Annotated in this window: 13 protein-coding genes; 4 read left to right on the forward strand and 9 right to left on the reverse strand. The window is 71.7% G+C overall.

The annotated features are described in order from the left end of the window. Positions 1-80 precede the first annotated feature (80 nt). Positions 81-1,646, reverse strand: a complete 1,566-nt coding sequence (locus OG982_RS11975; RefSeq protein WP_266787538.1) for an APC family permease — start codon at positions 1,644-1,646, stop codon at positions 81-83. 310 nt (positions 1,647-1,956) lie between these two features. On the opposite strand from OG982_RS11975, the gene OG982_RS11980 reads away from it, so the two are divergent. Beyond that, complete coding sequence (locus OG982_RS11980) at positions 1,957-2,577, forward strand: hypothetical protein (RefSeq protein WP_266787536.1); 621 nt, start codon at positions 1,957-1,959, stop codon at positions 2,575-2,577. Positions 2,578-2,648: 71 nt separating this feature from the next. On the opposite strand, the gene OG982_RS11985 is transcribed toward OG982_RS11980, so the two are convergent. The 5 genes from OG982_RS11985 to OG982_RS12005 form a co-directional block, all read right to left on the reverse strand. Then, a complete protein-coding gene (locus OG982_RS11985; RefSeq protein WP_266787535.1) occupies positions 2,649-4,136 on the reverse strand; it encodes an aldehyde dehydrogenase family protein in 1,488 nt (495 codons plus the stop codon). Next, positions 4,133-5,872: an amidohydrolase family protein gene (locus OG982_RS11990; protein WP_266948528.1), complete on the reverse strand. Its 1,740-nt coding sequence runs from the start codon at positions 5,870-5,872 to the stop codon at positions 4,133-4,135. The genes OG982_RS11985 and OG982_RS11990 overlap by 4 nt, the downstream gene beginning before the upstream one ends. A 251-nt stretch (positions 5,873-6,123) precedes the next feature. Further along, the gene (locus OG982_RS11995) at positions 6,124-7,245 is read right to left on the reverse strand and encodes an LLM class flavin-dependent oxidoreductase (RefSeq protein WP_266949896.1); all 1,122 of its coding nucleotides are present in this window, start codon (positions 7,243-7,245) and stop codon (positions 6,124-6,126) included. Between the two features lie 104 nt (positions 7,246-7,349). Further along, positions 7,350-8,147 carry an SDR family NAD(P)-dependent oxidoreductase gene (locus OG982_RS12000; protein ID WP_266787533.1) on the reverse strand — a complete coding sequence of 266 codons (798 nt, stop codon included), beginning with the start codon at positions 8,145-8,147 and terminating at the stop codon, positions 7,350-7,352. 17 nt (positions 8,148-8,164) lie between these two features. After that, on the reverse strand, positions 8,165-9,112 hold the full coding sequence (locus tag OG982_RS12005) for a TIGR03619 family F420-dependent LLM class oxidoreductase (RefSeq protein ID WP_266787532.1): 948 nt from the start codon (positions 9,110-9,112) through the stop codon (positions 8,165-8,167). A 213-nt stretch (positions 9,113-9,325) separates the two neighbouring features. On the opposite strand from OG982_RS12005, the gene OG982_RS12010 reads away from it, so the two are divergent. Beyond that, positions 9,326-10,012 carry a hypothetical protein gene (locus OG982_RS12010; RefSeq protein ID WP_266787531.1) on the forward strand — a complete coding sequence of 229 codons (687 nt, stop codon included), beginning with the start codon at positions 9,326-9,328 and terminating at the stop codon, positions 10,010-10,012. Here OG982_RS12010 and OG982_RS12015 read toward each other — a convergent pair. The 3 genes from OG982_RS12015 to OG982_RS12025 are packed head-to-tail and all read right to left on the reverse strand — an operon-like array spanning position 9,984 to position 12,733. Continuing rightward, entirely contained in the window at positions 9,984-10,802 is an 819-nt protein-coding gene (locus OG982_RS12015) for a L,D-transpeptidase family protein (protein ID WP_266787530.1), read from the reverse strand. The two genes, OG982_RS12010 and OG982_RS12015, sit on opposite strands and share 29 nt — an antisense overlap. Before the next feature lie 25 nt (positions 10,803-10,827). Then, positions 10,828-12,054, reverse strand: a complete 1,227-nt coding sequence (locus tag OG982_RS12020) for a HAMP domain-containing sensor histidine kinase (RefSeq protein ID WP_266787529.1) — start codon at positions 12,052-12,054, stop codon at positions 10,828-10,830. 13 nt (positions 12,055-12,067) lie between these two features. Beyond that, a complete protein-coding gene (locus OG982_RS12025; RefSeq protein WP_266787528.1) occupies positions 12,068-12,733 on the reverse strand; it encodes a response regulator transcription factor in 666 nt (221 codons plus the stop codon). A 90-nt stretch (positions 12,734-12,823) separates the two neighbouring features. Here OG982_RS12025 and OG982_RS12030 point away from each other — a divergent pair, with 90 nt between their 5' ends. Both OG982_RS12030 and OG982_RS12035 read left to right on the forward strand, forming a co-directional pair. Further along, positions 12,824-13,342 carry a hypothetical protein gene (locus tag OG982_RS12030; protein ID WP_266787527.1) on the forward strand — a complete coding sequence of 173 codons (519 nt, stop codon included), beginning with the start codon at positions 12,824-12,826 and terminating at the stop codon, positions 13,340-13,342. Further along, positions 13,327-14,457, forward strand: coding sequence for a peptidoglycan-binding protein (locus OG982_RS12035; RefSeq protein ID WP_266787526.1), 1,131 nt, complete (start codon positions 13,327-13,329; stop codon positions 14,455-14,457). The genes OG982_RS12030 and OG982_RS12035 overlap by 16 nt, the downstream gene beginning before the upstream one ends. Positions 14,458-14,461 lie beyond the last annotated feature (4 nt).

A 14,461-nucleotide genomic window follows, 5' to 3' on the forward strand; every position in this document is an offset into this window, starting at 1 on the left:
CACCCCAGGGGTCACCGCCCCACGCGGACGGCCCCGGATCGGGGGGTCCGGGGCCGTGGGACGACTCGGGTGGGGTGGGGTCAGTCTTCGACCACCAGGGCCGGGGTGGACTTCGTCAGGACCTGGCCGCGGAAGAAGGCGGGGCTGCGGCGCTCCGTGACGAACATGATCACCAGGCCGAGGGCCAGCAGGCCGACGCCGATGACGAAGACGCTGCCGACGCCGAGGACGGTGGAGCCGGAGCCGTACGACGGATTCCACATGTCGATCAGGGTCTTGAAGAAGACCGAGGCGAGGAGGAGGCCGCCCAGCACCGGGAAGACGCCCTTGAAGAACAGGTCGCGGGCGGAGCGGCGCAGCTCGCCGCGGAAGTACCAGGCGCAGGCGAAGGCCGTCAGCGAGTAGTAGAAGCAGATCATCAGGCCGAGCGCGAAGATCGTGTCGGTGAGGACGTTCTCGCTGAGCAGGGTCATCACGGTGTAGAAGACGCCGGTCGCGACGCCCGCCATGACGGTGGCGCGGCCGGGGGTCTTGAAGCGCGGGTGGACCTTGGCGTAGGAGGGCGGCAGCGCCTCGTACGTGGACATGGCCAGGACCGTGCGGGCGACCGGGATGAAGGTGGTCTGGAGCGACGCGGCCGCGGAGGCGAGCACGGCGACGAAGAGCAGGATGCCGAGCACCGGGCCCATCACCGGGCCGGCGAGGGCGGCGAAGACGTTGTCGGAGGTCTCCGGGTTGCCGAGGCCGAGGCCCTGGTCGCCGGAGCCGACGGCCATCTGCGCGGCGATGCCGGTGGCCAGGTACGAGCCGACCAGGACGACCATCGCGATGAGCGAGGCGCGGCCGGGGGTCTTGGCGGAGCCGGTGGTCTCCTCGTTGGTGGCCAGGCAGGCGTCCCAGCCCCAGTACATGAAGATCGAGAGCGAGAGTCCGGCGGTGAAGGCCGCCATGGACTCGACCGCGAAGGGGTTCATCCACTGCCAGGAGAAGTCCAGGCCGGTGTCGAAGGTGCCGGCCGAGGCCTTCTGGAAGGCCATCGCGACGAAGATGGCGAGCACCGCGAGCTGGAGGCCGACCAGCGCGTACTGGACGCCCTTGGTGGCGGTCATGCCGCGGTAGCTGATGGCGGTCGCGACGGCGATCAGGGTCAGGCAGGTGGCGATGTGGACGAGTTTGTTGTCGTCCAGGGCGGCGATCGACGGGTTGTTCGTGATCTCGCCGGCCAGCAACCAGAAGTAGGAGGTGGCGACGCCGGCCAGGTTGGACAGGACGATGATCGTGGCGATCACCAGGCCCCAGCCGCACATCCAGCCGATCCGCGGGCCGAAGGCCTTGACGGTCCAGGTGAAGGAGGTGCCGCAGTCGGGCACGGCCTTGTTGAGCTCGCGGTAGGCGAAGGCGACCAGGAGCATCGGGAGGAAGCCGGCGAGGAAGACCGCCGGCATCTGGAGTCCGACCTCGCCGGCGGTGGAGCCGAGGGTCGAGGTCAGGCAGTAGACGGGGGCGACGGTGGAGATGCCGATGACCGCGCTTCCCACCAGGCCGACGGACCCCTTGCCGAGGCCCTTGCCGCGCACGTCGCCCTCGCCGCAGGCGACGCCGCTTACCGTGTCTCCGACCTGAGGCCGAACGTCCAGCTGTGTCATGGGTCAGGACGGTAGACGGTGCGGTTTCCACATCCGGATGTTTTGGGTCCGTATCACCACACGGCTGGATGCCTTGAATCTTGAGGCCGAGAGAGTTCGCATTCACGCAATGCAAGGTTCACTTCGACATCCGGCCGCGATTCGCGAGGCACCGGACAGGCCGTTCCGTTATGCGGAAACCGCACTCATGTCCGTTTTGGGCGTTTCCAAACTTTCCCGTGTCAATTTTGGGCAATCTTGCCGCGGACATGACGATCACCCTAGAGTCGCGGCCGTTCAAGGTCATTCACCAAGGGGGATCAACAGCCTCATGCGCATCAAGCCGCTCCTCGCCATCACCGCGACGCTCCTCGCCATCACCGCCTGCGGAAGCGGGGACAGCGGCGTCGGCAGCATCGGTGGCAACCTCGCCGAGGGCGGCGCCGGCGCGGGCGCGGCCCAGCCCGGCAAGGGGCCGGAGCCCCAGGGCTTGATCAAGGCGGGCTCCATGGCCGAGGCCGGCCGCATCGTGGGCAGGTACGCCGAATGCGCCAGGGTCTCCACGACCAAGGAGGGCTCCGCCCCGGGCACGGGCCCGAACGACAAGTACGGCGCCTCGTACTCCGTCACCGAGCGCGGATACTGCAACGACAGCGACGGAACCTCCATCCTCCTCTTCAAGGACGCGAAGGCCTTCCAGACCGCGGTCAAGGCCGACGCCGACAAGGAGTACGCCGAGAACCGGGACGGGCAGCGCAACATGGGCGTGGTCATCGGCCAGGACTTCGCCACCGGCTCCGAGAGCACGGACGTGATGGCGTCCATGCTGAGCGCCAAGAGCGGGATGCTCGTGCTGAACTGCCACCCGGCCTTCAATCCTCCGAGCGGCTACCGCAAGGACCCGGCCCTGGTGAAGGGCTGCGTCCTCACGAACTACCTCTCGGAGGAGTGACGCGCCCGGGAGCGGGTCCGGGGCCGATCGTCCGCGCCCGCTCCCCGCGTCTCAGCCCGCCACAGCCCGTCTCAGCCCGGCCAGACGATCGACTGGATCTCGCTGTACGCGTGCAGCGCGTACGAGCCCACGTCCCGGCCGACCCCGGAGCGCTTGAAGCCGCCGAACGGCGCCTCCATGTTCCGGCCGATCGTGTTGATCCCGACCCCGCCCGCCCGCAGCCGCCGCGCCACCCGGAAGGCACGCGCCGAGTCCCCGGACCAGACGTAGCTCAGCAGGCCGAAGTCGCTGTCGTTGGCGAGCCCGACGGCCTCCTCCTCGCCCGCGTCCCCGTCACCGTCGAAGGGGACCACCACGACCACCGGGCCGAAGATCTCCTCCCGGACCACGCGCATGTCGTTCGTACAGTCCACGAGCAGCGTCGGGGCGACGTAGAACCCCTTGCCCGCCTCCCCCACGACCGGGCGCTCCCCGCCGTACGCGATCCGCGCGCCCTCCTTGCGCCCCAGCTCGACGTACGACTCCACACGGTCCCGGTGCGCCGCCGAGATCACCGGGCCGACCACCGTGCCGCGCACCGCCGGGTCCCCGACCTTCATGAAGGCCAGGTAGCCGGTCAGCTTCTCCACCAGCCGCTCGTACACCGCCCGGTGGACGATCACCCGGGTCGGGGCCGTGCAGATCTGGCCGCTGTAGAAGGAGAAGGTGGTCCCGATCCCCATCACCGCCGCGTCCAGGTCGGCGTCCTCGAAGACGATCGCCGCGCCCTTGCCGCCCAGCTCCATCAGCTGCCGCTTCATCGTCCGGCCGCAGACTTCGGCGATGCGCTGGCCGACGCCCGTCGAGCCGGTGAACGACACCATGTCCACGTACGGGGAGTCGACGGCCGCCTCCCCCACCTCCACCGAGGTGCCGGAGACCACGTTGACCACGCCCGCCGGGACGCCCGCCTCGTGCAGCGCCTGCGCCATCCGGAACACCGACAGCGGGTCCTGCGGGGCCGGCTTGACCACCACCGTGTTGCCCATGGCCAGCGCCGGGGCCACCTTGCCCGCCGGGTTCGCCCACGGGTTGTTGTACGAGGTGATGCAGGTGACCACGCCGACCGGCTGGCGCACCTCCAGCGCGCCCAGGATGCTCGCCTTCCCCATCGGGCCGGCCTCGGTGACCTGCGGCGCGAGCCCCCGCTCCACCGGCTCCAGGGCGCCCTTCGCGTAGCGCCGGAACCGGGACACCCCGACGCCGACCTGCATCCCCCGGGCGATGCCCGTCGGGGCGCCCGTCTCGGCCTGGGCCAGGGCGGCCCACGGCTCGAACTCGCGCTGCATGACGTCGGCGGCCCGGTCCAGGATCGCGGCCCGCGCCTCGGGGCTCGTACGGGACCAGCCCTCGAACGCCTCGGCGGCGGCGCGGGCGGCCTGCGCCACCTGGTCGCGGGAGGCCTCGGGGGCGAGGCCCACCACCGATTCGTCCGCCGGGTTGACCACCTCGTAGTGGCCTCCGGCGGGCTCCACCCACTCCCCGCCGATGTACAGCTGCTGCGGTCCTCGCAAGGTCATCGCGTGCTCACCGTCCTCGTGTCCCGGCCCGAGCGGAGCACGATCCCGGGGATCGCGCCGGTCACCTCGTCGTCGCGGACGGTCTCCACGCCGTTGACGCGGACGGAGACGATGCCGATCGCCCGCGCGTCCAGCCGGGGGCTGTCCCCGGGCAGGTCGTGCACGAGCGTCGCGGGGCCCGCCTCGATCCGCTCCGGGTCGAAGAGCACCAGGTCCGCGTGGAACCCCTCGGCGATGCGGCCGCGCTCGCGCAGGCCGAACAGCTGCGCCGGATCGTCGGTGAGCATCCGTACCGCCTGCTCCAGCGGCACCAGCTTGCGGCCGCGCAGGCAGTCCCCGAGGAAGCGGGTCGTGTACGGGGCGCCGCACATGCGGTCCAGGTGCGCGCCGGCGTCGGAGCCGCCGAGCATCACGTCCTCGTGCTGCCAGGTCTCGGCGCGCAGCGCCCAGGTCGCGGGGTCGTTGTCGGTCGGCATGGGCCACAGGACGGTGCGCAGGTCGTCGTTGGCGCAGATCTCGACGAGGCACTGAAAGGCGTCCTGGCCGCGCTCGGCGGCGATGTCGCCCACGACGCGGCCGGAGAGGCCCTCGTTCTCCTTGCTGTACGTGTCCCCGATGACGTAGCGCCCGAAGCCGGCCAGGCGGCGGAACACGCCGGCCTCCTTGCTGTCGGCGCGGCGCAGCATCTCGGCCCGGGTGACGGGGTCGCGGAGCTTCGCGATCCGCTCGGGGACGGGGAGCGCGAGGATCTCGCCCCAGCCGGGGATGAGGTTGAGCGCGCAGAACGTGCCGAGGGACATGTTCATGGGGGTCAGGATCGGCATGGTCAGCGCGACGATCCGGCCGCCGGACTTGCGGGCGCGCTCGCTCGGCATCAGTTGGCGGGGGACCCGTTCGGGGACGGCGGCGTCGATGGTCAGGACGTTCCAGTTCAGGGGGCGCCCGGCGGCGGCGCTCATCTCGACGAAGAGGTCGATCTCGGCGTCGGAGAACTGGTCGAGGCAGCCGGCGACGATGGCTTCGAGCTGGGTGCCGTCGTGTTCGCCGACGGCTCTCGACAGCGCGAGGAGCTCCGCCGGTTCGGCGTGGCGGGAGGCGACGGGGGCGCCGGCGCCGTCGGAGTGGGTGGAGGACTGGGTGGTGGACAGCCCCCAGGCGCCGGCGTCCATGGCGTCGTGGAGCAGCCCGAGCATCTGCTCCATCTGCTCGGGCGTGGGCCGGCCGCCGACGGCCTCCTCCCCCATCACGTACCTTCGGAGCGCGCAATGCCCGACCATGAACCCGGCGTTGACGGCGATCCGCCCTTCGAGCGCGTCCAGGTACTCCGCGAAGGTGGACCAGGTCCAGTCGACGCCCTCCTCCAGGGCCTTGAGGGCCATGCCCTCGACCTTGCTCATCATGCGGCGGGTGTAGTCGGCGTCCTGCGGGCGGGCCGGGTTGAGGGGCGCGAGAGTGAAACCGCAGTTGCCGCCGGCGACGGTGGTGACGCCGTGGTTCATGGACGGGGTGGCGTAGGGGTCCCAGAACAGCTGGGCGTCGTAGTGCGTGTGGGGGTCGATGAACCCGGGGGTCAGGACGAGCCCGGTGGCGTCCTCGGCGGTCCGGGCCTCCTCCGTTATGGTGCCGGGCCCGGCGATGACGGCGATCCGCCCGTCCCGGATCCCGACGTCGGCGACGTACCCGGCCGCGCCGGTCCCGTCCACGACGGTGGCTCCCTTGATCAGGTGGTCGAGCATGACGTCCCTTCCTCGGTGGACCGCTGCCGTTGCGCTGCCGCTTCTGTTACGGGGACTCCGCCGGCCCCGGCCGACCGGTTCCACCCGGCCCGGCGGCAATTCCGGCCTCAAACGCCGACGAGGCTGATTCCCCCGAGGTCCGGCCGGAGGGGGCGCTGGCCGCTGCCGTGTGCCTCCGGCCGGATCCGGGTGGGGGCCGGGGCCCCCGGGGCGGCGGTCCGGGAAACCGCCGCCCCCGTTCCCCCGCCGGCTCAGACGGCCTGGCGGAAGCGGGTCGTGCGGTGGACCGGGTCCGTGTCTATCTCCGGGATGACGTGCTCACCGATCAGCTTGATCGTCGTCATCGTGTCCTCGTACGAGACCCCCGTCGGCAGGCCGAAGGAGAGCTGGTCCGCGCCCGCCTGCTCCCAGCGCTTGCACTGGGCCTTGACCTCAGAGGGGTCACCGCAGATCAGCAGCTCCTCCGCGATGAGGAGTTCGATGATCTCCGCGTTGTACTCCGGCAGGGTCTCCGGCCACTGCGGGATCGCCTCCGGCCGCGGGAACGTGTCGTGGTAGCGGAACACCAGCGATTGGAAGCGGTTCATGTTCGCGTTGACCGCGATCTCCACCGCCTTGTCGTGCGTCTCCGCACAGATCGCCGTGGAGGTGACCATCACGTTGTCGTTCACGAAGGCCCCGATCGCCTTCGCCTCCTGGATCGCCGTCTTGTACTGCTCCAGCACCCACTCCATGTCGGAGACCTTCTGGACGCTGAACCCGAGGACGCCGAGGCCCTTCTTCGCCGCCATCGCGTACGAGGAGGGCGACCCGGCGGCGTACCACATGGCCGGGTGCGCCTTGCCGTACGGCTTCGGGAAGATCTTGCGGGGCGGGAGCGACCAGTGCTTGCCCTGGAACCCCTCGTATTCCTCCTGGAGGAACATCTTGGGGAACTCCGCGATGGTCTCCTCCCAGATCTCCTTGGTGGCGTTCATGTCCGTGATGCCGGGCAGGAACCCGAGGATCTCGTGGCTGCCGGCACCGCGCCCGGTGCCGAACTCGAAGCGCCCCTTGGAGAGGTGGTCGAGCATGGTGACCTTCTCGGCCACCTTCACCGGGTGGTTGACCGGGGCCAGCGGGTTGAAGATGCCGGAGCCGAGGTGGATGCGCTCGGTGGCGTGGGCGAGGTACGCGAGGAACACCTCGTTCGCCGACAGGTGCGAGTACTCCTCCAGGAAGTGGTGCTCGGAGGCCCAGGCGTACTTGAAGCCGGACTTGTCGGCCTGGATGACGTACTCGGTCTCCTCGACCAGCGCCTTGTGCTCTGCCTCGGGGTCGACCTTGGACCGCGCCTCAGGCACGTATCCCTGCACGAAGAGCCCGAATTCCAAGGGGTTCACCGTCCTTAAGTTTCTGACGTGTCGTCAGATTTGATGTCCCGACTGTTCCACCGCCGAGGCGGGAGCGTCAATACCTGACGCTTCATCAGATGCGCTCAGAGGATGCTGACGCCCGCCATCCAGCCACCGTCGATCACGAACGGCTGGCCGGTGATGTACGAGGAGTCCTCGCTGGTCAGGAAGAGGGCGAGGCGGGCGATCTCCTCCGGCTGCCCGACCCGGCCCATCGGCACGACCCGCTTGTAGAGCTCCGCCATGGCGTCCCTGGCCTCGTCCGTCATCCCGGCCGGATCCAGCAGCCCCGGGTTGGCCATCGGGGTGTCCACGGCCCCCGGGCACATCGCGTTGACCCGGATGCCCCGCGCGGCCAGCTCCAGCGCGGCGACCCGGGTCAGGCCGAGGATCGCCGCCTTGGTGGCCGCGTACGTGCCGACGTAGGCCATGCCCGTCAGGCCGGTGTAGGAGGAGGTGTTGACGATGGTCCCGCCGCCCGCCTCCGCGATCTCGGGGGCAACGGACTTGATGCCGAGGAAGGCGCCGACCTGGTTGACCTGGACCACCTGCTGGAACTCCTCCAGCGGCGTCGCCGTCAGCTCGTTGAAGCGGAGGATGCCGGCGTTGTTGACCAGGCCGTTCACCGGACCGAAGGCCTCCTTCGCGGTGGCGATCGCGGCGGCCCAGTCCTCCTCCCGGCTCACGTCCAGCCGCACGTAGCGGGCGCGGTCCGCTCCGGCCTCCTTGGCTATGTCCTGCGCGACGGCGGCGCCCTGCTCGTCCAGTACGTCGCCGAGCAGCACCGAGGCCCCCTCGGCGGCGAAGAGGCGGGCCTCCTGCTCGCCCTGGCCGCGCGCCGCACCGGTGATGATGACGACGCGCCCGTCCAGCTTGCCCATGCCCGTACCCCTGTTCGCTAGTCGTTGAGGAGCGGGGCGACCCCGTCCCCGAAAGCGGTGATCTGATCGGTGAGTTCGGCGCGGTCGCGGCTGCGGAAGCGGACCTGGATCTGGTCCACGCCGAGCGCCTTGTACGCGCGGAGGGACTCGGCGAGCACCTCCGGCTTTCCGGTGAGCGCCCGCCGGCCGGTGTCCCAGCCGGGCTCGCCCACGTAGAGCGGCTCGGTGATGGCGCCGATCTCGATGGGGGTGGTGACGCCCGCCGCCTGCCGCAGTTCCCCGATACGGGCGATCTGCGCCGGGATCTTGTCCCTCGGGTCGCCCTGCGGGAGCCAGCCGTCACCGCGGACGGCGGCCCGGCGCACGGCGGCGGGCGAGGAGCCGCCGACCCAGACGGGGATCCGTTCCTGGGCGGGGCGGGGCAGCTGCCCGAGGTCCTTGAACGCGAACAGCTCGCCCTCGAACTCCGGGTACTCCTCGGGACCGAGGGCGGCGCGCAGCGCGTCGAGGGTCTCGTCGAGGACGGCCCCGCGGCGGGCGAAGCCGACGCCGAGGGCCTCGAACTCCTCCTGGACGTGCCCGGCGCCTACGCCGAGGATCAGGCGTCCGCCGCAGAGGTGGTCGAGGGTGGCGTACTGCTTGGCGCTGATCAGCGGGTGGCGCAGGCCGACGATGGCGACGTGGCTCAGCAGCCGGACGCGTTCGGTGATCCCGGCCAGGAAGGAGAGGGTGGCGACGGGGTCGTACCAGACGGTGCTCATGGGGCCGGCGAGCCGGCGCGGGATGGCCACGTGGTCGCAGGTGGCCAGGTATCCGAACCCGGCCAGGTCGGCGGCCCGGGCCACCGCGGCGAGGTCGGCGGCGGTGGCCGTCGCCTCCCAGGGCTCGGCGTAGATGGTGCTCTGCGACTGGATCGGGAGCTGCATCCCGTACGCCAGCCGGCCTTCCGCAAACACGCGCGCCATGCCGTCCCCGCCTCGCCTTCGCCTGCGTCTGCCGATTCGTCCCATCGGCGCCGGGGGTCATCGTCGTAGCTGACGGTCCGTCAGGCAAGGGTTTCGACAGCGCCACCCGACCACACGGCCCTACGCTGGGCCGGCGCGCCGACGGCTGAACAGCGGCGGTACCCAGAGGGGGAGCTGGACCGGCGGTTGGCCGGAGGGTGAGGAAGGTCGGGCGTGGAGCTGTTTCTGACGCTGGTCAGCGGAGTGGCGTGGACCGTGGTGTACGTCGAGGCGATCCGGGTCGGGCTGCGGGACCGGACGTACGCGATGCCGGTCGCCGCGCTCGCGCTGAACTTCGCCTGGGAGTCGATCTACGCCGTCAACGAGGTCACGGCCGGGGTGTCCGCGCAGGGCGTCGTCAACGTGGTGTGGGCCGTCGCCGACATCGCCATCATCGGCACCTACCTGCGCTTCGGGCGGGCCGAGCTGCCCGGGTTCGTGACGCGGCCGCTGTTCGCGGGGTGGAGCGGGCTCGTGTTCGCCAGTGCCTTCGCCGTGCAGTGGCTCTTCCTCGCGCACTTCGGGACGCACGACGCGACCCGCTACTCCGCGTTCCTGCAGAACCTGCTGATGTCCGGGCTGTTCATCGCCCTCTACGCCGGACGGCAGGGCCCGCGCGGACAGTCGCTCGTCATCGCGGTGGCGAAGTGGCTGGGGACGCTCGCGCCGACCCTGCTGTTCGGGGTCATCGAGGACTCGCCGTTCATCCTCGGGCTCGGAGTCCTGTGCTCCGTGTTCGACCTGGCGTACATCGGGCTGCTGGTGGGCGGGCGGCGGGGCCTCGGTGCGAGCACGGCCGGCCCCACCGGTGCGGCGGACGGTCCTGGGCCGCTCAGAAGCCGGCCGGGCCCATCGCGATGACCGGGTGGGCGGCCGGGTCCAGGGTCTGCAGGAGCGTCCGCATCGCCTCCTTCGAGATGCCGACGCAGCCCCGCGAGGGGCCGTCGTGGTCCACGTGGAGCCAGATGTTGCCGCCCTTGTCCTCGCCGTCCGGCTGCCTCGGGTCGAGCGGGGACACACCGCGCTCGCGGTTGAAGTCGATCGCGACGACGTAGTCGAAGGCGCCGGCCAGGGACTCTCCGTTCACGCCCTCCCCCGTCGGGACGAAGAGGCGGCTGCGGTCGTACGGGAACCTGGTGCCCGGCGGCTTCGGCAGCAGGCCGCCCGCGTCCGTCAGGGTGAACAAGCCCACCGGCGAGGTCAGGTCCCCCTGCTCCCGCTCGGCCGCCGGGGACCAGCCGTTGGCCCCGTTGCGGGCCGGCCAGGTCACGGCCGGGGTCCAGTCGGCACCCGGCCCGGGCCGGTCGTACAGGGTCACGGTGGACTCCGAGGAGTCCTCCGCCTTTCCGGTGACCAGGACCAGCTGGCGGGCGTCCGCCGGGATGCCGGCCAGGGTCGCCTCGCTGATGCCGGTCAGGCCCTGGAGGGGGTCCCGGTGCGTCACGCGCCCGGCGCGGTCGGCCGCCGCCACGGCCGCCGCGGCCGCCGTCGGGCGGTCGTCGAGCGACGCCCGGGCGGGCCGCGCACCGTCCGGCCTGTCGTGGACGGCGTTGGCCCAGGCAGCCGTGGCGGTCAGCAGGCCGAGCGCGGCCGCGACGGCGACGCGCTTCGACGTACGGGAGCGGGAGCGGACTCGGACGTGCTTGCTCATTGTTCCGACCGTACACAGCGGAGCCTCAGGAGCCGGGGAAGCGGACCCGGATCGTCAGCCCGCCGCCGGGTGCCGGGTTCGCCTCGGCGCGCAGTTTCGCGCCGTGCGCCCGCGCGATCGAGGCCACGATCGACAGGCCCAGCCCGGCGCCCTCGCCCGCGGTGTGCCGGCGCTCGGCGCGCCGCCGGAACGGCTCCAGCAGCCGCGGGACGTCGCCCGGCGCGATCACCGGGCCGGTGTTGGACACCGTCAGCACCCCGTCGCGGGAGGTGGCCAGCGCGATCTCGCCGCCCGGGCTGTTGTGACGTACCGCGTTGACCAGCAGGTTCCGTACCAGATGGCCCAGCAGCGTGCCGTCGCCGGTCACGGTCAGCGGCGCGAGGGCCCGTACGACGGTGAGGCCCGCCGACGCCCGCGCGTCCGCCTCGACCGCGGCCAGCTCGGCCTCCGCGAGGGCAGCGAGATCCACCGGTCGGGCGGATTCCAGCCCCTCCTCCGACACGGCGAGCAGCAGCAGCGACTCGATGAGGTGCTCGCTGGAGTCGGCGACGCCGATCAGCTTGTCGCGGATCCGGGCGACCCGCTCCGGCGGCGGGTCGCCCGCCAGCCCGATCTCGGCGGCCGCCCGCTGGACGGCCAGCGGGGTGCGCAGCTCGTGCGCGGCGTTGGCGGCGAACCGCCGCTGCGCGCCGAGGAGGTCCTCCATCCGGTCGAGCATGCCGTCGAAGGTGTCGGCGAGCCGCTTGAGCTCGCCGGGCGGGGCCTTGAGGCCGATCCGCTCGTGCAGGTTCTCCCCCGACAGGCGGCGCGCCGTCTCGGTGATGACGCCGACGGGGCGCAGCACGCGGCCGGCCATCCACCAGGCCAGCCAGATCGACAGCACGGCGAAGACGGCGAGGGCGATGAGCGAGACGATCAGGAGTTCGTGGAGGGTGGCCGCCTCGACGGCGGTGGAGAGGTTGCGGGTGACGGCCCACTGCTGGAGCTGCTCCTGCGAGGGGGTGGCGGCGCCGGAGGGGGCCCGCTCGGCGGGTGTCGCGGGGATGGCCGGGGCCGCCGTCTGCCCTTCGCGGGCGGCGCGCTCGAAGGCGGTACCGGGGACGACGGTGGTGACGGCGCCGCTGATGCGGGTGTAGAGGGCGCCCCGGAGCAGGAGGTTGATGAGCGCGATCAGGCCGCCGCCCGCGAGGACGAGGAGCGAGCCGTAGAGCACGGTGAGACGGGTGCGCTCGGATTGGATCAGTGCTCTCATCGGATCAGTGCTCTCATCGTGGACCGGTGATCCGGTAGCCCGCCCCCGGGACCGTCTCGATCAGCGCGGGCTCCCCCAGCTTCGCGCGCAGCTTGCTCAGCGTGACCCGTACGGCGTTCGTGCTGTACGAGGTGTCCTCCTCCCACACCTGCTCGATCAGGTCGTCGCTGCTGAGCACGGCCCCGCCGGCCCGCAGCAGCGCCTCCAGGACGGCGAACTCCTTGCGGGACAGCGCCAGCCGGTGCCCGTCGCGGGTCGCGGTGCGCCGCGCGGTGTCGACGGCGACCCCGGCCCGTTCCAGGACGGGCGGCAGCGCGGGCCGGGCGCGCCGGCCCAGGGCCAGGACGCGGGCGAGGAGCTCGTCGTAGGCGAAGGGCTTGGTGAGGTAGTCGTCGGCGCCCAGGCCGAGGCCCTCGACGCGGTCCCGTACGGTCCCGGACGCGGTCAGCATCAGCACCCGGGTCAGCAGCCGCTCGCGCACGACCTGGCGGCAGACCTCGTCGCCGTGCAGGCCGGGCAGATCGCGGTCGAGGACGAGGACGTCGTACGCGCCCAGGCGCAGCCGGCGCAGGGCTTCCAGGCCGTCGCCCGCCTCGTCGACGGCCAGCGCGTCGCGGCGCAGGCCCTCGGCGATCATCTCCCGGAGGAATTCCTCGTCCTCCACCACCAGAACTCGCATGCCGTCCTCTCTACCGGAAGAGGACATTTCCTCGCTGTAAGCGTGGGCGGAGAGAGAAGCGAAACGCGCTCTTCGCGCACGCTCGGCCGCATGAACCGATCCATGACCATGACCATGGCAGCGGCCCTGACCGGGCTGACCCTCTTCGTCACCGCGTGCACGGGCGGCGGCTCCTCGGACGGGAAGAAGGACGGCAAGGACGACGGGAAGACGTCGAACGCGTCGAGCGGGACAGGGAAGGGCTCCGGCACGAGCGGCGCCGACGCCGACAAGGCCCTCAAGACGCGCAAGTGCCTGCGCGAGCACGGCATAGACGCGCCCGACCCGGAGCCGGGCCAGGACCCGCGCGGGATGACGCTCGGCAGCGGCAGCGAGGACCCGGAGGCCCTGAAGAAGGCCTTCGAGGCGTGCGGGATGCAGGCTCCCGGCTCGGGCGAGATGTCGCAGGCCGACAAGGACAAGGCCCTGAAGTGGGCCAAGTGCATGCGGGACAACGGCGTCAACATCCCGGACCCGACCTTCAACGGGAGCGCGATGAGCGCGACGCAGATCCCCGAGGGCCAGGAGAAGGCCTTCGAGGAGGCCCAGAAGAAGTGCGAAGCCGCGTGAGGCGGCGCGGCAGGTGGCTGCTGGGCTCGCTGGCCGTGGTCCTCGCGGTCACGGGCGGCGGGTACGCGGTGACGGCGCGGCCTGGGGCGGCCTCCGACGGGTCGAAGGACCGGCGGGCGGACGGGCTGCCGCCGCAGACCTCGCCGGTGCGGCGCGGGGACCTGAGCTCCGGGCTCAAGGTCGAGGGCACCCTCGGGTACGCGAAGGAGCGCAAGCTGGGCGCGGGCGCGGCCGGGGTCCTGACCTGGGTGGCGGCCGAGGGTGCGGCGATCGAGCGGGACGGGAGGCTGTACGAGGTCAACGGCCGGCCGGTGCGGCTGATGTACGGCTCCACGCCGACGTACCGGACGATGAAGGCGGGGGACAAGGGCGAGGACGTCAAGCAGCTGAAGCGGAACCTGCAGGCGCTCGGCTACGGCGTCGGGCTCGACGCCTCCGACGGCACCTTCACGGCGGGCACGGCCACGGGCGTCAAGCGCTGGCAGAAGTCGCACGGCATGAAGCAGACGGGCGAGGTCGGCAAGGAGGACGTCGCGTTCGCGTCGGGGCCGCAGCGGGTGCAGCGGGCCGACGCGGCGGTCGGCGACGAGCCGGCGCCGGGCAAGGCGGTGCTGACCCTGACGGGGACCGAGCGGATGGTCCGCTTCCAGATGGACGTGGCCAAGGCGGCGGCGTCCGCGAAGCCCGGTGACAAGGTGACGGTCGGCCTGCCGGGCGGCGGGACGGCCACCGGGAAGATCGAGTCGGTGGGATCCACCGCCAACCCGGAGGACCAGGGCGGTCCCGGCGGGGGCGGAGGCGGCGGAGGCGGAGGCGGAGGCGACAAGAAGCCGAAGGTCGAGGTGACCGTCGCCCTCGACGACGCGGACGGGGTCAAGGGCCCCGACCAGTCACCGGTGACCGTCAGCCTGACCGGCGAAACCCGCAAGGGCGTGCTCTCCGTACCCGTGAACGCGCTGCTCGCGCTCTCCGGCGGCGGCTTCGGCGTCCAGGTCGTGGAGAACGGCAGGGTGCGCGAAGTCCCCGTCGAACTCGGCATGTTCGGGCAGGGCCGGGTCGAGGTGAAGGGCGACGGCCTCAAGGAAGGCGCCCAGGTGGGGGTCCCGGCATCGTGACCTC

The organism is Streptomyces sp. NBC_01551 (assembly GCF_026339935.1).
Lineage (GTDB): Bacteria > Actinomycetota > Actinomycetes > Streptomycetales > Streptomycetaceae > Streptomyces.

Coding starts and splice junctions, on each gene's coding strand:
- OG982_RS11975 (WP_266787538.1), bottom strand. CDS start 1,646: ATGACACAGCTGGACGTTCGGCCTCAGGTCGGAGACACGGTAAGCGGC.
- OG982_RS11980 (WP_266787536.1), top strand. CDS start 1,957: ATGCGCATCAAGCCGCTCCTCGCCATCACCGCGACGCTCCTCGCCATC.
- OG982_RS11985 (WP_266787535.1), bottom strand. CDS start 4,136: ATGACCTTGCGAGGACCGCAGCAGCTGTACATCGGCGGGGAGTGGGTG.
- OG982_RS11990 (WP_266948528.1), bottom strand. CDS start 5,872: ATGCTCGACCACCTGATCAAGGGAGCCACCGTCGTGGACGGGACCGGC.
- OG982_RS12000 (WP_266787533.1), bottom strand. CDS start 8,147: ATGGGCAAGCTGGACGGGCGCGTCGTCATCATCACCGGTGCGGCGCGC.
- OG982_RS12005 (WP_266787532.1), bottom strand. CDS start 9,112: ATGGCGCGCGTGTTTGCGGAAGGCCGGCTGGCGTACGGGATGCAGCTC.
- OG982_RS12015 (WP_266787530.1), bottom strand. CDS start 10,802: ATGAGCAAGCACGTCCGAGTCCGCTCCCGCTCCCGTACGTCGAAGCGC.
- OG982_RS12020 (WP_266787529.1), bottom strand. CDS start 12,054: ATGAGAGCACTGATCCAATCCGAGCGCACCCGTCTCACCGTGCTCTAC.
- OG982_RS12025 (WP_266787528.1), bottom strand. CDS start 12,733: ATGCGAGTTCTGGTGGTGGAGGACGAGGAATTCCTCCGGGAGATGATC.
- OG982_RS12030 (WP_266787527.1), top strand. CDS start 12,824: ATGAACCGATCCATGACCATGACCATGGCAGCGGCCCTGACCGGGCTG.